Origin of the sequence: Methylococcus sp. S1M, assembly GCF_051295855.1 — a bacterium.
GTDB lineage: Bacteria > Pseudomonadota > Gammaproteobacteria > Methylococcales > Methylococcaceae > Methylococcus > Methylococcus capsulatus.
This window is the reverse complement of sequence record NZ_JBPDXO010000004.1, coordinates 254,597-270,773: the sequence shown is the minus strand read 5'-3', so window position 1 is coordinate 270,773 and position 16,177 is coordinate 254,597. Positions and strand designations below refer to the sequence as shown.

The following is a 16,177-nucleotide window of genomic DNA, read 5'->3' as shown; positions in this document are numbered from 1 at the left end:
ATGAATCCCCCATCGTCACCGGCCGAAGAACGGCCGCATCCTCACCGGGTTTCCGATCTCATCCCCCGGAAAACCCCGGAAACCTGCCTGGCACGCATCGAAACCCACCGGAGGCTGCTGGAAACCATCCGGCGTCTGCTACCGCCGCCCCTGGCCCACCATTGCCGAGAGTGCGTGGCGGGAGATGGCACCCTGGTGCTTTACGCCGAGTCGGCCGCCTGGGCTTCACAGTTACGCTTCTACCTGCCCCGGATCATCGAAGAACTGGCGCAGGAAGGCCACGGCCAGTTCCGCCGGGGCAAGGTCAGAACGCTCTCCCTGGCCATGGAAGCACCGCGCCCCGCGCCCCGCCGACCGGCCCCACACCGTCCCCTCCCGGCGACGATCGCCGCGATCGACGCCGCTGCGCGGGCCAGCGAGGGTGACATCGGAACCGCCCTCGCCCGCCTGTGCAGCACCCTGCGCCGGTTGCCGCGTTGAATGCTCAGCGCCCTGCCGGCGCCGTCCGCATATAGGAGATCGGGGCGTACCCCTCGTCCTCGAAGCTCACCATCTCCCAGGCATCGCGCGCCTTCAGGAGTTCGCACAGCAGATGATTGTTGAGGCCGTGGCCGGATTTGTAGCCCGTGAACGAGCCGATCAGGCTGTGCCCCAGGAGATAGAGGTCGCCGATGGCATCGAGGATCTTGTGCTTGACGAACTCGTCGCCGCTGCGCAGGCCGTCCTCGTTGAGCACCCGGAATTTGTCCACGACGATGGCATTGTCCATGGAACCGCCCAGGGCCAGACGGTTCTTGCGCAGCATCTCGATGTCGCGCATGAAGCCGAAGGTACGGGCACGGGCGATCTCCTTGACGAAACTGGTCGAGGAAAATTCGATGCTGGCAGTCTGCGAGTTCTTGTCGAACACCGGATGATCGAAGTCGATGGTGAACGTCACCTTGAAACCGTCATGAGGCTCGAACCTGGCCCATTTGTCGCCATCCTCGACCTGGAGCGGCCGCTTGATGCGTATGAACTGCTTCGGCGCTTCCTGTTCCTGCACGCCGGCGGACTGGATCAGGAACACGAAGGGCCCCGCACTGCCGTCCATGATCGGCACTTCCGGCGCGCTGACGTCGACATAGGCATTGTCGATCCCGAGGCCGGCAAACGCGGAAAGCAGATGTTCCACCGTGGAGATGCGCACGTCGCCCTTCACCAGCGTCGTCGACAAGGTGGTGTCACCGACGTTGTCGGGCCGGGCATCGATCACCACCGGCTCGGCGAGATCGACCCGTCTGAACTTGATGCCTGAATTGGGTGCCGCCGGCCTGAGCGTCAGATAAACCTTTTCACCGGTGTGAAGACCCACGCCGGTGGCGCGGATGACGTTTTTCAAGGTTCTTTGTTTGATCATACAGATGTCCCCCCATACTAAGGGGCCGCCGTGCGGCGGCCGATCCGGTAGGTCGTTCGATGCGTCATCCGGGCCACGGTCCACATGTTTCCCGAAGGAGCTTTTGAAGGCGCGGAGAGAGCAGGAGCCGGAAACTCAATCGGCTTGGCGGCGCAGGAATGCGGGAATGTCGAGATACTCGAGATCCATCTCCTTACTGGGTTCGCCGCGCGGCTCGTGTTTGGGCTGCTTGCGCAGCACCGTGGGACGCTGCATCTGCTCGTAGTCGATTTCGCCGGTCTGCTTGTGCACCAGTTTCAGCGGGGCCTCGGAGACCATCTGGGACTGGCCCGAGAGTCCGGTCGCCACCACGGTGACGCGGACCTCGTCCTGCATCTCCGGATCGATCACCGTACCGATGACGACCATCGCCTCGTCGGAGGCGTAGTCCTTGACCGCATTGCCCACTTCGTCGAATTCGCCGATGGCGAGATCGAGACCGCCGGTGATGTTGACCAGGATGCCCTTCGCGCCGGACAGGCTGATGTCTTCCAGCAGCGGGCTGGCGATGGCCCGTTCGGCAGCGTCGCGCGCGCGGGTCGGACCGCTGCCCACACCCGTACCCATCATGGCGACGCCCATTTCCGACATGACGGTGCGCACGTCGGCGAAATCCACGTTGATGAGACCCGGACGGGTAATCAGCTCGGCGATGCCCTGCACGGCGCCGAGCAACACATCGTTCGCCGCCGCGAACGCGGCCATCAGACTCACGTCCTTGCCCAGCACCGGCAGGAGCTTCTCGTTCGGAATGGTGATGAGGGAATCCACGAACTGGCTCAGTTCCGCGATGCCCTTGTCGGCGACCAATCGGCGCTTGCGGCCTTCGAACGGGAACGGCTTGGTCACCACCGCAACGGTGAGGATGCCGGCTTCCTTGGCGATTTCCGCGATGACGGGCGCGGCGCCGGTGCCGGTGCCTCCGCCCATGCCCGCCGTGATGAACACCATGTCGGCACCATCCAGCACCTCGAGGATGCGCTCGCGGTCGTCGAGCGCAGCCTGCCGGCCGATATCCGGATTGGCGCCGGCGCCCAGCCCCTTCGTCAGATTGTTGCCCAACTGGATGACGGTGCGCGCACCGAGGTTCCGGAGCGCCTGGGCATCGGTATTGGCACAGATGAAATCCACGCCCTCGATCTGACTGCTCACCATGTGATTGACGGCATTGCCGCCGCCGCCGCCGACGCCGATCACCTTGATGACTGCGTTCGGACTGAATGAATCTACGAGTTCAAATTTCATGTTCCCATCCCCTATGAATACGGGCCATCCGGAAAAACCGAAAATCTCAGAAATTTCCCTGAAACCAATTCTTCATGCGCAGCCAGATGCTCCTGAAACCGCCACCTCCCAGCAGGGGGCGCTCCCCGGAAAACAAATGCTGCCGCCCATGCAGCAACAACCCCACTCCCGTGGCGTAGGCCGGATTGCGAATCACGTCGTTGAGACCGGAAACCGTGTAAGGCACGCCCAGCCGCACCGGCATGTGGAAGATTTCTTCCGCCAGCTCCACCAGTCCTTCGACCCGCGAACTGCCGCCGCTCAGCACGATGCCTGCCGCGATCAGATCGTCGAAACCCGCCCGGCGCAGTTCCGCCTGCACCAGCAGCAGCAATTCTTCGTAGCGCGGCTCCACGATCTCCGCGAGATTGAGCCTGGAAATCTGCCGGGACGGCCGGTCGCCGATGCTGGGCACTTCGATCGTGTCTTCGATGTCGGCGAGCTGGGTCAGCGCGCAGGCATGCTTGAGCTTCAACGCCTCGGCATGGGGTGTGGGCGTGCGCAGCGCCACGGCGATGTCGTTGGTCACCTGGTCGCCGGCAATGGGGATCACCGCGGTGTGGCGGATGGCGCCGTCGGTGAACACCGCGATGTCCGTGGTACCGCCGCCGATGTCCACCAGGCACACGCCGAGCTCCTTCTCATCGTCCGTCAGGACGGCTTGGCTCGACGCCAGTTGTTCGAGCACGATGTCGTCGACCTCCAGGCCGCAGCGCTGGATGCATTTCTGGATGTTCTGGGCCGCGCTCACCGCGCCGGTGACGATGTGCACCCGGGCCTCGAGGCGTATACCCGACATGCCGATGGGCTCCTTCACCCCCTCCTGCCGATCGATGACGAATTCCTGTGGCAGGATGTGCAGAATTTTCTGGTCGGCCGGAATGGCGACCGCCCTGGCGGAGTCGATGACACGGTCGACATCCCCCTGGGTGACCTCCTTGTCCCGGATTGCGACGATGCCGTGGGAATTCATGCTGCTGATGTGGCTGCCGGCGATGCCGGCGTAGACCGAGTGGATGCGGAAACCGGCCATCAGCTCCGCTTCCTCGACCGCGCGCTGAATGGAATGAACGGTGGTTTCGAGATTGACGACGACGCCTTTTTTGAGCCCCCGCGAGGGGTGGGTGCCCAGGCCGACCACCTCGATCTGGCCATCCTCATTGACCTCACCCACGAGACAGGCCACTTTGGAAGTGCCGATGTCCAGCCCTACGATTACGTTCTTGTCAGACTTTTTGCCCATGAAGTGATATTCGAAGGATGTGTCAGACGCATGCCCAGCCTATTGTGTTCAATAGCCGACCCTGCCGTTCCCCGCCCGACCGGGCGTGTTGTGCGGAAAAAGATTCCCTCTCGTCGATGCGCGGCCGCCGCTTCATGCAGGAGGCTTCCCCCCAAGCTGTTCGAGGGGAGCCTCCACGTCGGGCGGATATGTTTTCCAAACCACCGCGAAGCCGTAAGGATACCTCAAATCGATACTTTGGAGCAGGGCCATGCGTTCTTTTCCCAACAGCGGCAGGAGGGCCAGGAGGCTGGAAATCACCTCGACCGGCTCCCGGCGCCCGAACTCGACGCGGAGGTCCGATTCCAAGCGCAACGACCATGACCAGCGATCGGTCAACCGAAGTTCGGCGACCCGTGTTCCCCAGCTTTCGAACCGTTCATCGAGAGCGATCAGCACCTTGACCAGCCGGCGTTCCTGACCGTCCGGCCCTGCCAGCAGTGGCAGATGTTCGAACCCTCGGGTACTACCGACATGAAAACGGTTCATGCGGTCGTCGATGAAGTCCGTATCGCCCCAGCGCGCCACGGGGCGGTGCTCCCGCACATCCACCTCGAGCCGGTCCGGCCATCGCCGTTCCACCGAAGCTTCGGCCACCCAGGGAATGGTGGTCACCGCCTGCCGGATTTCGGCCAGGGGAACTCCGAAATAGGTGTTGCCGGTGACCAGCTTCTCTCTGACGGTGTCTTCCACCGACGCCGGATCGATATAGCGGAAAGCGCCCTTCACACGGACGGTCTGCACCCGCCGCTCGGCGATCCACGATACTCCCCAGCCGACGCCCCCCCAAATCAGGCAGAGAGCGAACAGCGCCGTCACGGCCGCGCGCGAGCCGCGGCCGGCCGGAACGGCCACATTCCCGGCGCGAGACCGCCGTTGCCGCTTCAGGCGAAGCTGGTTTCCAGGATGTGCCACACCAGCTCCTGAAAATCGATGCCTGCGGCCTTGGCGGCCATCGGAACGAGACTGTGGTCCGTCATGCCAGGCACGGTATTGACCTCGATCAGCCAGGGCTGGCCGCTGCGGTCCACCAGCAGGTCGACCCGGCCCCAGCCGCTGACGCCGACGATCTGGCAGGCCCGCAGCACCAGCGCCTGCAGTTCGGCCTCGCGCCCGGTGTCCAGTCCGCACGGACAGTGGTAACGGGTGGTGTCGGCCCGGTATTTGGCATCGAAATCATAGAAGGCGTGTGGGGTTTCCAGGCGGATCAGCGGCAACGGCACACCCTTGAGCATGCCGCCGGTGTATTCGACGCCGTCGATCCAGCGTTCGGCGAAAACGGCACAGCCGTAACCGGAGGCACGCTCCCAGGCCTGTGCCAGTTCTTCGGCCGTCGCAGCACGGCTCATGCCTATGCTCGACCCCTCTTCCGCCGGCTTGACGATCACCGGGAAACCCAAGGCCTGCCGGCAACGCTCGAGATCATCGGGCGAATCCAGGCGCAGCCAGGGGGGAGTCGGTAGACCGGCTCCCGTCCAGCACAGTTTGGTACGCAGTTTGTCCATACTCAGCGCGGAAGCCAGCACACCGCTTCCGGTGCAAGGAACCCTCAAACAAGCGAGGGCGCCCTGCAGCACGCCGTCCTCGCCGCCGCGGCCGTGAATGACATTGAACACCCGGTCGAAGCGGCGCTCCAGCAACGGGGCGATCAGGTCGCGCCCGACATCGATACCTTCGGCATCGATCCCGCCGCTCCGCAATGCTTCCAAAACGGCCTTGCCGCTTTTCAGCGAAATCTCCCGTTCGGCCGCCGAACCGCCCATCAGAACCGCGACCTTGCCAAACTCTGATGCCTGCTGAATCCTTTTTTCCACTCGGTTCCTCACAAAAAATGGTTTACGCCTGGGCTTCGCCCACGATTCGGACTTCGGGCTCGAGCCAGACACCGCAGAGCAGGGCCACCCGATCGCGCACTTCCGCAATCAAGGTCTCGATGTCAGCCGCCGTCGCATCCCCTGAATTGACGATGAAATTGGCATGCTTGAGGGATACCTGGGCCCCACCCACGGTATGCCCCTTAAGACCGCAGGCCTCGATCAGGCGGGCGGCGAAATCGCCAGGCGGATTCCGGAACACCGATCCGCAGCTCGGCTGATGGGTCGGCTGAGTCGCCGAGCGCCGCGCCAGCAGGGCCTTGATGCGCTCGCGCCCGGCGCGCCCGTCGCCGGGCGCGAGTTCGAGTTCCGCCGCCACAAACCACTCCCCTTCCGGCCCTTGCACATGACGGTAGCCCACTTCGAATTCCTCGGGGGCCCGCCAGATCGTCCGGCCGCCACGGTTCACCGTGAGCACGCGTCGCACCAGGCTCCAGGTCTCGCCCCCGAACGCGCCGGCATTCATCGCCAGAGCACCGCCCAGGGTGCCGGGAATGCCGGCCAGGAATTCGGCGCCGACCCAGTCCCGCTCGGTACAGAAGCGGGCCACATGAGCACAGGGGATACCGGCTTCGGCATAGACGCAGGCAGGGCCCCGGGCTTCGATGACGCGCAGACGGTTCTTGGTGCAGACCACCGTACCGCGGATACCCCCGTCCCGGACCAGCACGTTGCTGCCTAGGCCCAACCAGAACAACGGCTCCTGGGGCGACAGGGCGCGGAGGGACTGGACCAGGTCGTCGAGATCGGCCGGCTGATAGAACCGCTCTGCCGGCCCACCCACCCGCCAGCTGGTATGCCCGGCCAGCGGCTCGTGTTCGAGCCAGGTTCCACGCGAAGGTGCGGCGGTACGGGCAGCGGACTCGCGGACCGTCACGGAACCGCCTCCGATCCCAGACGCTCGGGCAACTGCTGGGCGAGCACGCCGACACTGCCGGCACCCAATGTCATCACGACGTCGCCCGGCTTCAGTACATTCGGCAGGATGTCGAACACCTCTTCCGGCGTTTCGGCGAAAATCGGATCGATCTGTCCCCGCACGCGGATGGCCCGGCTGAGGGATCGCCCGTCGGCGCCGGCGATGGGCGCCTCGCCGGCGGAGTAGACCTCCAGCAGGATCAGCACGTCGACCCGGGACAGGACCTGCACGAAATCCTCGAACAAATCGCGGGTCCGCGTATAGCGGTGGGGCTGGAACACCACGACCAGACGCCGGTCCGGCCAGGCGTTGCGGGCGGAATCCAGGGTCGCCGCCAATTCGCTCGGGTGATGACCGTAATCGTCGACGAAGGTGATTTCGCCGTCACCGAAGTTCAGGCAGGCATTGATCTGAAAGCGCCGGCCGATGCCGCGGAATCCCGCCAGCGCCCGCTGGATCACCGCGTCGGCGACACCCAGCTCGGTGGCCACGCCGATCGCGGCCAGGGCATTGAGAATATTGTGGTAGCCCGGCAAATTGAGTGTGATTTCCAGCGGTTCGGCGCCCTGCCGCAGCACGCTGAACCGGCTCTGCAGACCGAGACGCTGGATGCCGACCGCGCGGATGTCGACACCTTCCCTTTCTCCATAGGTGCGGTATGGCTTGCTCAGGCGCGGCAGGATGTCACGCACGCCGGGGTCTTCGGCACACAGCACCGCCGCCCCGTAGAACGGCACATGGTGGAGGAACTCGACGAACGCATCCTTGAGCCGGCCGAAATCGTTGCCGTAGGTGCCCATGTGATCCTGGTCGATGTTGGTCACCACCGCGATCATGGGCTGGAGATGCAGGAACGAAGCGTCGCTCTCATCGGCTTCGGCGACCAGATACTCGCCTTGGCCCAGCTGGGCATTGGCACCCACACTGTTCAACCGGCCGCCGATCACGAAAGTCGGGTCCAGCCCCCCTTCGGCCAGGATGCTGGCGGTCAGGCTGGTGGTCGTGGTCTTGCCGTGGGTGCCGGCCACCGCCACGCCGTAACGGAAGCGCATCAGCTCCGCCAGCATTTCGGCCCGCGAGATGACCGGAATCCGGGCGGTCCGGGCGGCATCGATCTCCACGTTGGACTGCTCCACCGCACTGGAAACCACTACGACGTCCACGGTCTCGACGTGGCGGGCCTCATGCCCGATCGAGATCACGGCGCCCCGCTCGGCCAGGCGGCGGGTATTGGCGTTCTGCTGCAGATCGGAACCGGATACCCGGTAGCCGAGATTCAGCAGGACCTCCGCGATACCGCTCATGCCCGCGCCGCCCACACCGACGAAATGGATGCGGCTGATCTTCTTCATGCCTTCGGTTCGGGGTGTCATGCGCCGGCCTCCTCCAGACAGACCTTCGCGACGCTTTCGGCGGCATCGTAACGGGCCAGGTTACGTGCCGCCGCGCTCATCGCCTCGAGCCGGTCGCGTTGGTCCAGGAGTGCGCGGATCTCGACCGCCAGCGATACCTCATCGAGGGACGACTGCGGCATCAACACCGCCGCACCCGCCTCCGCCAAATAGTCTGCGTTGGCAGTCTGGTGATCGTCGATGGCATAGGGGAAAGGCACGAGTATGGCAGGCAACCCCGCCGCGGCCAGTTCGCTCACGGTCATGGCGCCGGCACGGCATATCGCGAGGTCGGCCCAGCCATAAGCCTCCTCCATGTCCTCGATGAATGGGTCCACTTTCGCGGTCAGTGCGAGCTGCTGGTACAAATCCTGGGTTTCCTGGAACATGGCCTGCCCGGTTTGATGACGAATCTCGACCGGCTCCCCGCCTAGGCGCGCGAGGGCCCGCGGTACGATGCGGTTCAAGGCCTGCGCGCCCAGGCTCCCGCCCAGGACGAGGACGCGCCGGCCTTCACGGGCCGTATGATGGTCTCGAAAGGTTTCTATGCCCTGCCGCAAGGGATTGCCGGTGCAGACGGCGCCGGCGGATGCCTGGAAGGCGCCGGGAAAGGCCTCCAGCACCCGGTTGGCTATCCGGGACAACCATCGATTGGTGGTGCCGGGAATCCGGTTCTGTTCGTGGATGATCAGCGGAATGCCGAGCACCCGGGCCATGAGTCCGCCCGGACCGGCAACGAAGCCGCCCATGCCCAGTACGGCATCCGGCTTTCTGCGGCGAAGTATACGCAGGGTCTGCAGACAGGCCAAGCCCAGCATGGCCGCGGCCTTCGCCTTGGAGGCCAAGCCCTTGCCGCGTATGCCGCTGACGCTGAGCCAGTCGATCGGATAGCCGGCGGCCGGCACGACCCGTGCCTCCAGGCCAGTCCGGGTCCCCATCCAGAAAACCTCGGCGCCCGCCCGGCGCAGTTTGCCCGCCACCGCCAGCGCGGGAAAGACGTGGCCGCCGGTCCCCCCGGCGAGAATCACTATACGCCGGGCCATAGACCCTTCCGGCCGTTGCCCAGAAAGCTGGCCACCGCCTCGCTGCGGATACGGAACAGCAAGCCGACCGCGGCGCAGACCACCATCATGCTGCCGCCACCGTAACTCATCAGCGGCAGGGTCAATCCCTTGGTGGGCAGCATGCCCATGTTCACCCCCATGTTGATGAAAGACTGCAGACCCAGCCAGATGCCGATGCCGTAGGCGAGGAAAGCGGCGAACAGATTGCCGCTGCGCTCGGCGAGCCGACCGATCGCCAGCGCCCGCCATACCACGATGGCGAACAGCAGGATGACCGTGGTGGCTCCCCACAGGCCCAGCTCTTCGCCGATCACCGAAAACAGGAAATCGGTATGGGCTTCGGGCAGATAGAACAGTTTCTGGACGCTGGAACCCAGGCCAACCCCCTGCCACTCGCCACGGCCAAAGGCGATCAGGGCCTGAGTCAACTGAAAACCCGAGTTGAGCGGATCGGCCCAAGGGTCGAGAAAGCTGAGCACCCGCCTGAGCCGGTATTCGGCGGTGTAGATCAGCACAGTCCCGGCGACCGCGACCAGTCCCAACAGACCGACGAACACCCAAAGGCGGGCACCCGCGAGAAACAGCATCCCCAAGGCAGTCGCCATGACTACCGCGGTGGCGCCGAAGTCGGGTTCCTTCAGCAGGAGGACCGCGCCGATGGCGAGCAGGCTCAAAGGAAAGATCATCCCCTTGACCGAGGTCCTGACGGTTTCCAAGTGCCGGCTGATATAGCCCGCCACGTAGATCGCCGCCACCAGTTTGAATACCTCGGACACCTGGACACGCAGCCCGAACAGGTTGATCCAGCGCACACTGCCGTTCACCGACTTGCCGACACCCGGGATGAGGACCAGGACCAGCAGAGCGATACCCGCCCAGAACAGCGACCTGGAATGCCGTTCCAGGGTGTCCAGGCGGACCCTCGCGGCCCCCCAACCCGCCGCCAGCCCCAGCAGGATATGCACGAGCTGATGTTTGGGGAAATAAAAGCTGTCACTCGCCATCTTTTCGCCGAGATGCAGCGAGGCCGAAGACACCATGACGAAACCGAAAAGCATCAGCCCCAGGGATACCGAAAGCAGAACGGTGTCCAGATAGAAACGTCCGGCCCCCCATTTCAACACCAGTCCACGGGCGCCACGAATCGCTTGGGTACTCATGCCAGGCTCCTCACCGTTGCAGCGAAATCCCTTCCGCGCTCTTGATAGTCCTCGTACTGGTCGAGGCTGGCGCAGGCCGGCGCCAGCAACACGGTGTCCCCGCTCTGCGCCACGCCCCTCGCCGCCCGCACCGCCTCGAACATCGTCTTCACCCGGATGGTGGGTACGACACCCTTGAGCACCTCATCGATCAGCGGCCCGTCCCTCCCCATGAGGACAGCGGCCCGCAGCTTCTCCGCCGCCACCGGGACCAGGGAGGAAAAATCCGCGCCCTTTCCGTCGCCGCCGGCGATGAGCACCACCTTCCCTTCCAGTCCGGAAAGAGCCGCGATACAGGCGCCGACATTGGTCGCCTTGGAATCGTTGACATAGGCGACACCGCCGATATCCGCCACCCATTGCATGCGGTGATCCAGCCCCGGAAATGTGCGCAGAACCCCTACCACAGCCTGGCGGTCGAACCCGCAGGCATCGGCAATCGCCACGGCGGCGAGGGCATTGGCCAGATTGTGCCGGCCCTTGATCCGCACCTCGTCGGCGGGGAGCAGCGGAACCCCCTTCGCCAGCAGCCAGGCACGGCCTTCACATCGGGCTAGCGAATAGTCCAGCTCGTCGCCGCTGCCCAACCCGAACCGCGCCACCCGCCTGCCGGGCCGGTACATGGCGGCGACGAGCGGATCGTCCTGATTCAGCACCATCAGGCCCTCGCCGCGAAACACCCGCCGCTTCGCCTCGGCATAGGACGCCAGGTCGGGGTAACGGTCCATGTGATCCGGACTGATGTTGAGCACGGTCGCGACGTCCGCCTCGAGCAATTCCGAGCGTTCCAGCTGGAAGCTCGACAGTTCGAGGACGTACAGCTCCGCAGCCGCGTCCAGCAGGTCCAGCATTGGCGTCCCCAGGTTGCCCCCCACCGCGGCATTGACACCGGATGCCTTCGCCATCAGGCCCACCAGGGTCGTGACCGTACTCTTGCCGTTCGCGCCGGTGATGGCCACGACAGGCGCCCGCACGCAGCAGGCGAACAGGTCCAGATCGCCGAACACACGCACCCCGCAGCGGTGGCTTTCGCGGATTTCGGCCAGATCCAGTGAAAGTCCCGGACTGACCACGAGATGCGTCGCCGCAGCCAAGGCGCTCCGGCTGAATTCGCCGAGGAACAGCGGAACATCGGGGAACGCTTCGCGCAGCTCCTGCAAACCCGGAGGGGCGAGACGGCTGTCCATGACCGCACATTCGAAACCGTGACAGCGCAGGAAACGGACGGTCGACAGGCCGGTCGCCCCCAAACCCAGCACGATTACCCGGGAACGGACATCGAGGTCGAGACGGGCAAAACCGCAGGCCGGATTTTCGTCGATGAGGCGGTCGTGCATGTTCATCAGCGCAGTTTCAAGGTCGCAAGACCGATGAGCACCAAGATGACGGAGATGATCCAGAATCTCACGATCACCCGGGGTTCCGGCCATCCTTTCAATTCGAAATGGTGGTGGATCGGCGCCATACGGAAGATGCGCCGGCCGGTCAATTTGAAAGACAGGACCTGCAGCATCACCGAGACCGTCTCCATGACGAAAATCCCACCCATGATCATAAGCACGATTTCCTGCCGGACCAGCACGGCCACCATCCCCAGCGCAGCCCCGAGGGCCAAGGCTCCGATGTCGCCCATGAAGACCTGCGCCGGATAGGTGTTGAACCAAAGGAACCCCAGCCCGGCTCCGACCAGGGCACCGCAAAACACCACCAGCTCACCCGCCTTGGGCAAATAAGGAATCCCCAGGTACTCCGAGAACTCGCTGTGGCCGGAGGCGTAGGCAAAAATCGCCAGTCCTCCCGCGACCAGCACCGTTGGAAGAATCGCCAGTCCGTCGAGACCATCGGTCAGGTTCACGGCATTGCTCGAACCAACGACGACGAAGTAGGCCAGCGGGACATACAGCCATCCCATGTTCAATACCACCTGTTTGAAGAATGGCACGATGAACTGGGTTTCCTGCGGCGAACTGGCGGTGTGGTAAAGAAACAAGGCCGCCCCGAGACCGAACACCGATTGCCACAGATATTTGTAGCGCGCCGCCAACCCCTTGCTGTTTTTCAGAACCAGCTTTTTATAGTCGTCGACGAAGCCGATGAGCCCGTAAGCCAGTGTCACCAACAGCACTGCCCAGACATAACGGTTGCCGAGATCCGACCACAACAGGGTGCTGACGGTGATCGTCACCAGAATCAACGCGCCACCCATGGTGGGCGTGCCGGCCTTCGACAGATGGCTTTGCGGGCCGTCGTCGCGGATCGTCTGGCCAATCTTGTAGCTTCCCAGGTACCGAATCATCGGCGGGCCGACGATGAAAGAAATCACCAGCGCGGTCAGGATCCCCAGAATTCCGCGGAGCGTGAGATAGTGAAAGACTCTGAACACATCGAAATAGTGTTCGAGCCAGTTCGCCAGAATCAATAGCATCGTATTTCCTTAAACTGCTTCAACATGGGGCATATCGCCCCTGCAAAACCTCAGCCGCCACTGCCGTACCGGGCTGACAACGCTTTTCGGACCTCTTCCCGATCGGAGAACTCGTAGAACACGCCGGCCACTTCCTGGAAAGCTTCGTGCCCCTTGCCGGCCACCAGCACGATGTCACCGTCGCCGGCTTGGGCGATCGCCGCGCGGATGGCCGTCCGGCGATCGCGCACGACCGTGACGGCAGTCTCTCCACAACCCGCGAGAATGTCCTGAACGATGGCATCCCCCGGTTCGCTGCGGGGATTGTCGTCGGTAACGATGACATGGTCGGCGATGCGCGCGGCAATGGCTCCCATCTCCGGCCGCTTGCCCCGGTCCCGGTCGCCGCCGCAGCCGAACACCACCCACAACCGCTCCCGGCAATGCCGGCGCAGACTCGTCAGCACGTTTCGCAATGCGTCCGGGGTATGCGCGTAATCGACGATCACTGTCAGGCCATTTTCGCGAAACCGCTCCATGCGCCCGGGAACCGGGCGGACCCGGCCAACCCGCGAAGCAGCCGCTTCGGCCGGATAACCGAGACCGACCAGAACCGCCAATGTCCCCAGAAGATTCTCTGCATTGAAATCGCCGTACACCGGCGCATCGATCTCGATGGTCCGGCCCGCGCAGTCCACCTTCAGATGCAGCCCCTCCCGCGTCTGCTCCAGCGCCTCAACGCGAAGCACCGGGAAATCCACCGATTCCCCGCCTCCCAGGCTGTAGCCGATCACCTTCACCCCGGCGGGCACGCTCCTCAGAATGGCATCGACGGACGGATCGTCGAGGGTAACCGCGACGAACTCCAAGGCAGGGTTGGCCAAAAGCCCCAACTTGGCTGCCAGGTAAGACTCGAAGGTTCCGTGATAATTGAGGTGATCGCGGGTAATGCGGGTATAGAGCGCACCGCGGCAACGTACCCCGTTGATGCGGCCTTGGGCCTGCCCGTGCGAGGATGCCTCCAGAGCCGCCAGTCGGAAACCCTGGGCCTTGAGCGTCGCAAGTATGGCATGGATCTCGATCGCATCGGGGGTGGTGTGGGCGATCCGCCGCAGGTTTCCGGGTAATCCCCAGCCCAGCGTCCCGATGACCGCAGTCGGATGGTCCGGCTGCAGGGCTTCCGCGATGAAATGGGTACAGGAAGTCTTGCCGTTGGTCCCCGTGACCGCAATGACGTCCAAGGTTTCCGAAGGGTGGCCGAAAAAACGGGCAGCTATGCTGCCCAAGTGACGTCCCAGATCGCGAACCGGGACGGCGAAACCCAGGCCGGGTTCCGGCGCCCTGACACCGGCCCCCGAAGAATCATAGACGACGATGAGCGCGCCCCGCCGGACGGCCTCTTCTGCATACCGGGATCCGTGTTCCCGGCTCCCCGACAACGCGAAAAAGGCGTCGCCGGTGCGCACCGAGCGGCTGTCGAGACTCAGGCCATAGACCGGAATGTCCGGCACGTCCTGACTGTCGGTCAAGCCATCCAGCAGCCACCGCAGGGAGGCCCCGCCACCTTCGCGGCTCAAAAGACTTCTTCCTTCTGGGCCGAAAGAATCGAGGGGCCCATGTCCTGATCCGGCAGGACGTTGAGCAGCCTCAGAGCCGGCTCCATGACCGCGGCGAATGCAGGCGCCGCCACCGCGCCGCCGTAATATTCCCCCGCCGAAGGCTCATCGATCATCACCACGGTGACCAGCCGCGGATCGCTTGCCGGCGCCATGCCTGCAAACACCGAGATATAGCGCGAGGACTGATAACCACCCCGCCCGGCGTTTTTCTTGACCGTTCCGGTTTTTCCGGCGACCCGGAATCCTGGAATGCTGGCCTTGATCGCCGTGCCATCGGCCGAGACCACTCCTTCGAGCATGTTGCGTACGGTCATAGCGGTCTTTTTCGACATCACCCGGACCGGTTCCGGCGAGCGGTCCAGCTTCAGCAGGCTCACCGGCGGTATCACACCATCGCTGGCCAGGGCCAGATAAGCCCGCGCCAGATGCAGCGGCGAGGCCGATACGCCGTAGCCGAACGACAGCGTGGCCTGCGCAAACGGCCGCAAGCCCTTGCGGTCCGGCATGCGTCCCTGGGCTTCACCGGGAAAACCGGTGCTCAAGACCTGCCCGAAACCGAGATCACGATAGAAATCCCAGAACTTGTCCGGCGGCAATGCGAGGGCCATCTTGGTCACCCCCACGTTGCTCGATTTGCGCAGCACCCCGGCGACATCGAGCACCCCGTAATTGTGCACGTCCTTGACCACGTTGGAACCGACGTGCATGAGGCCGGGCGAAGTGTTGATCACTGCATTGGGGCGGAATGCCCCCATTTCCAGGGCACACGCGACCGCGAAGGGCTTCATCGTCGATCCCGGTTCGAACAGATCGGTGATCGCACGGTTGCGGGTGGAGCCGGGCACGGTACCGTTGCGGCTGTTGGGATTGAAAGCCGGCTGATTGACCATCGCCAACACTTCACCCGTCTTGGCGTCGAGCATGACCAGGGCACCCGCCTTGGCCCGGTGCTGCTGCACCGTCCTCTTCAACTCCCGATGCGCCAGATACTGTAGCCGCTGGTCGATGCTGATGCTCAGGTCCTTGCCGGGGACGGGCGGACGGACGTTTTCGACATCCTCGATGACCCGACGCTTTCCATCGCGGATGATGCGCCGGGCCCCCTCGATACCCTTCAGATGCCCGTCGAACGCCAACTCCAGCCCTTCTTGGCCATTGTCATCGATGTCGGTAAAACCGAGAACGTGGGCTGTCACCTCGCCGGTGGGGTAATAACGGCGGGACTCTTCTTCGGCATAGACACCAGGCAAACCGAGCGACGTCACCTGATCGGCAAGCTCCGGGCTGACACGACGTCTGACGTAGACGAAGGCCCGATTGGTGCCGGCCTCACCCAGCCGGCGCTTCAGATCCTCCGGTGTCTCTCCGATCAGTGCCGCCAAAGTCTGGTACTGGGCCTCGGTGGCCTCGAACTCTTTGGGATTGACCCAGATCGACTTCACCGGGCAGCTGGTCGCGAGCAAATCTCCGTTCCGGTCCAGTATACGGCCGCGATGCGCCGGCAAAGGCACGACGCCCATGTGCCGCAGGTCGCCCTGATGCTTGAGAAACTGCCGGTCCACCACCTGCAGATCGACGGCCCGACCGACCAGAACCAGCATGGACGCCATCATGCCGATCAGCAATAGCGACCAGCGCGCGCCGTAATCGCTCTCTCTCTGCGGATTCGTTATGTACATCATTGCACACACCCCCTCATCCCC

At 64.0% G+C, this 16,177-nt stretch carries 14 protein-coding genes; 1 reads left to right on the top strand and 13 read right to left on the bottom strand.

Annotated elements, in window-relative coordinates; all coding sequences use genetic code 11:
- Complete coding sequence (locus tag ACSHWJ_RS09695) at positions 1–480, top strand: DUF721 domain-containing protein (protein WP_218798186.1); 480 nt, start codon at positions 1–3, stop codon at positions 478–480.
- Between the two features lie 4 nt (positions 481–484).
- Here the strand turns inward: ACSHWJ_RS09695 and lpxC are convergent, their stop codons facing one another.
- From lpxC to ACSHWJ_RS09630, 13 genes are all read right to left on the bottom strand, one after another.
- Entirely contained in the window at positions 485–1,399 is a 915-nt protein-coding gene (lpxC, locus tag ACSHWJ_RS09690) for a UDP-3-O-acyl-N-acetylglucosamine deacetylase (RefSeq protein ID WP_010961647.1), read from the bottom strand.
- Positions 1,400–1,534: 135 nt separating this feature from the next.
- Complete coding sequence (gene ftsZ / locus ACSHWJ_RS09685; RefSeq protein WP_010961648.1) at positions 1,535–2,683, bottom strand: cell division protein FtsZ; 1,149 nt, start codon at positions 2,681–2,683, stop codon at positions 1,535–1,537.
- A 46-nt stretch (positions 2,684–2,729) separates the two neighbouring features.
- Positions 2,730–3,965, bottom strand: coding sequence for a cell division protein FtsA (gene ftsA / locus ACSHWJ_RS09680; RefSeq protein ID WP_010961649.1), 1,236 nt, complete (start codon positions 3,963–3,965; stop codon positions 2,730–2,732).
- Positions 3,966–4,097: 132 nt separating this feature from the next.
- Positions 4,098–4,919 (bottom strand): cell division protein FtsQ/DivIB, encoded by an 822-nt coding sequence (locus ACSHWJ_RS09675; RefSeq protein ID WP_010961650.1) that lies wholly within the window; start codon positions 4,917–4,919, stop codon positions 4,098–4,100.
- The gene (locus ACSHWJ_RS09670; RefSeq protein WP_017366111.1) at positions 4,889–5,818 is read right to left on the bottom strand and encodes a D-alanine--D-alanine ligase; all 930 of its coding nucleotides are present in this window, start codon (positions 5,816–5,818) and stop codon (positions 4,889–4,891) included. The genes ACSHWJ_RS09675 and ACSHWJ_RS09670 overlap by 31 nt, the downstream gene beginning before the upstream one ends.
- A gap of 22 nt (positions 5,819–5,840) precedes the next feature.
- A complete protein-coding gene (gene murB, locus ACSHWJ_RS09665) occupies positions 5,841–6,755 on the bottom strand; it encodes a UDP-N-acetylmuramate dehydrogenase (RefSeq protein ID WP_432539670.1) in 915 nt (304 codons plus the stop codon).
- Positions 6,752–8,170 (bottom strand): UDP-N-acetylmuramate--L-alanine ligase, encoded by a 1,419-nt coding sequence (gene murC / locus ACSHWJ_RS09660; protein WP_010961653.1) that lies wholly within the window; start codon positions 8,168–8,170, stop codon positions 6,752–6,754. Before murC ends, murB begins: the two co-directional genes overlap by 4 nt.
- A complete protein-coding gene (gene murG / locus ACSHWJ_RS09655; protein WP_432539671.1) occupies positions 8,167–9,231 on the bottom strand; it encodes an undecaprenyldiphospho-muramoylpentapeptide beta-N-acetylglucosaminyltransferase in 1,065 nt (354 codons plus the stop codon). Before murG ends, murC begins: the two co-directional genes overlap by 4 nt.
- Positions 9,216–10,412 carry a putative lipid II flippase FtsW gene (gene ftsW, locus ACSHWJ_RS09650; RefSeq protein ID WP_218798190.1) on the bottom strand — a complete coding sequence of 399 codons (1,197 nt, stop codon included), beginning with the start codon at positions 10,410–10,412 and terminating at the stop codon, positions 9,216–9,218. Before ftsW ends, murG begins: the two co-directional genes overlap by 16 nt.
- Complete coding sequence (murD, locus tag ACSHWJ_RS09645; protein ID WP_432539722.1) at positions 10,409–11,788, bottom strand: UDP-N-acetylmuramoyl-L-alanine--D-glutamate ligase; 1,380 nt, start codon at positions 11,786–11,788, stop codon at positions 10,409–10,411. The genes ftsW and murD overlap by 4 nt, the downstream gene beginning before the upstream one ends.
- A 5-nt stretch (positions 11,789–11,793) precedes the next feature.
- The gene (gene mraY, locus ACSHWJ_RS09640; protein WP_017366117.1) at positions 11,794–12,876 is read right to left on the bottom strand and encodes a phospho-N-acetylmuramoyl-pentapeptide-transferase; all 1,083 of its coding nucleotides are present in this window, start codon (positions 12,874–12,876) and stop codon (positions 11,794–11,796) included.
- A gap of 50 nt (positions 12,877–12,926) precedes the next feature.
- Entirely contained in the window at positions 12,927–14,432 is a 1,506-nt protein-coding gene (locus tag ACSHWJ_RS09635; RefSeq protein WP_017366118.1) for a UDP-N-acetylmuramoyl-L-alanyl-D-glutamate--2,6-diaminopimelate ligase, read from the bottom strand.
- Positions 14,429–16,156: a peptidoglycan D,D-transpeptidase FtsI family protein gene (locus ACSHWJ_RS09630; RefSeq protein ID WP_218800502.1), complete on the bottom strand. Its 1,728-nt coding sequence runs from the start codon at positions 16,154–16,156 to the stop codon at positions 14,429–14,431. Before ACSHWJ_RS09630 ends, ACSHWJ_RS09635 begins: the two co-directional genes overlap by 4 nt.
- Between the last annotated feature and the right edge of the window lie 21 nt (positions 16,157–16,177).